Raw genomic sequence first — 1,389 nt, 5'->3', positions numbered from 1 at the left:
TGTACTGCACCCCAAAAGTTAGAGTAAAAATCTAACTTTTGGAGTGTTTATTTATGGCTAAATATAGTGAGAAATTTAAACTGATGGTAGTTAAAGAATATCTAGAAGGAAATCTTGGATACAAGCTCTTAGCCCGTAAACATGGTGTGAAGTCACATAAGCAGATTATTAACTGGGTAAAAAATTACGAAAATTTTGGTGCCGAAAGCTTAATGAGCAAGAAACATGAGAAATCATATTCTGTTCAATTTAAGCTAGATGTATTAAGATTTATGAAGAGAACAGGTTCTTCAGTGATTGATTCAGCCCTTCAATTTGGGATAACTAACCCTCCGATGATATCTAGATGGAAAAAGGAATTTCTTGAAGGTGGTGCTGAAGCCCTGGGTAAACCGAAAGGACGGTCACCCATGTCTGATAAAGGTACGAGTAAGAGTAATAAAAACAAACACGTGGAAGAAAAAGAAATGACATACGAACAAAAACTAGAAAGAGAAAATGAGCTTCTTCGTTTGGAGGTAGAATATCTAAAAAAGTTGCGAGCTTTTCAGATGGATCCGGAGGGCTATCTAGAAAAGCACAGGCAGCATTATCATTCGAACTCAAAGAAGAATTTAAATTAAGGGATGTATTACATGTAGTCGGCATCCCTGAATCCTCCTACCACTATCATATAAAGATGATGAAAAAGGTTAATCCGGATCAAGGACTAGAAGATCTTATCCAATCCATTTTCGAAGAAAATGACGGAAATTATGGTTACCGTCGTATTCATCTTGAATTGGGAAATCGGGGCTATAAAGTGAATCATAAGAGGATTCAACGTATCATGAAGAAACTAGGACTAAAAGGAAAAAAGTTCTGGAGAAAAACACGCAAGTATAGTTCTTACAAAGGTACTGTTGGAAAAGTTGCGAAGAACCTTATTAATCGTAGATTTTATTCTAATGTGCCCCATCAAAAGTTAACTACAGATATCACTGAGTTTAAATGTACTAATGGAGAAAAATTATATTTAAATCCAATCATGGACATGTTTAATGGTGAAATACTTTCACATGAAATAGCTAAGCATCCAAGTTTAGAACTTGTGATGAAACCCTTGGGAAAAGCATTAGAAATCGTAAAAGAATCAAAATACAGAACAACTATTCATTCTGACCAAGGATGGCATTATCAACATAGAAAATGGGTGAAAACACTTAAGAAAAATAAAGTTTTTCAAAGTATGTCTAGAAAAGGAAACTGCTTAGATAATTCACCAATGGAAAACTTCTTTGGTTTATTAAAACAAGAGATGTATCATGGAGAGGCATTGTGTTCTTTTGAAGAATTAAAGAGCAAGATTGAAAGATATATAGATTATTATAATAACAAACGTATCAAACA

2 protein-coding genes are annotated in these 1,389 nt (G+C 33.9%); both read left to right on the top strand.

Annotation, left to right across the window (positions count from 1 at the left end; all coding sequences use genetic code 11):
- The first annotated feature begins 53 nt into the window (after positions 1 to 53).
- Positions 54 to 623, top strand: a complete 570-nt coding sequence (locus B5V89_RS19790; protein WP_066235443.1) for a helix-turn-helix domain-containing protein — start codon at positions 54 to 56, stop codon at positions 621 to 623.
- The coding region (locus B5V89_RS19785; protein WP_181294726.1) for an IS3 family transposase at positions 524 to 1,389 on the top strand (866 nt) is incomplete at its 3' end. The genes B5V89_RS19790 and B5V89_RS19785, both read left to right, overlap by 100 nt.

The sequence above is a fragment of the Heyndrickxia sporothermodurans genome, from assembly GCF_003055045.1.
Lineage (GTDB): Bacteria > Bacillota > Bacilli > Bacillales > Bacillaceae_C > Heyndrickxia > Heyndrickxia sporothermodurans.
Note: the sequence above shows the minus strand (reverse complement) of the source record. Positions and strands in the feature narration are given on the sequence as shown.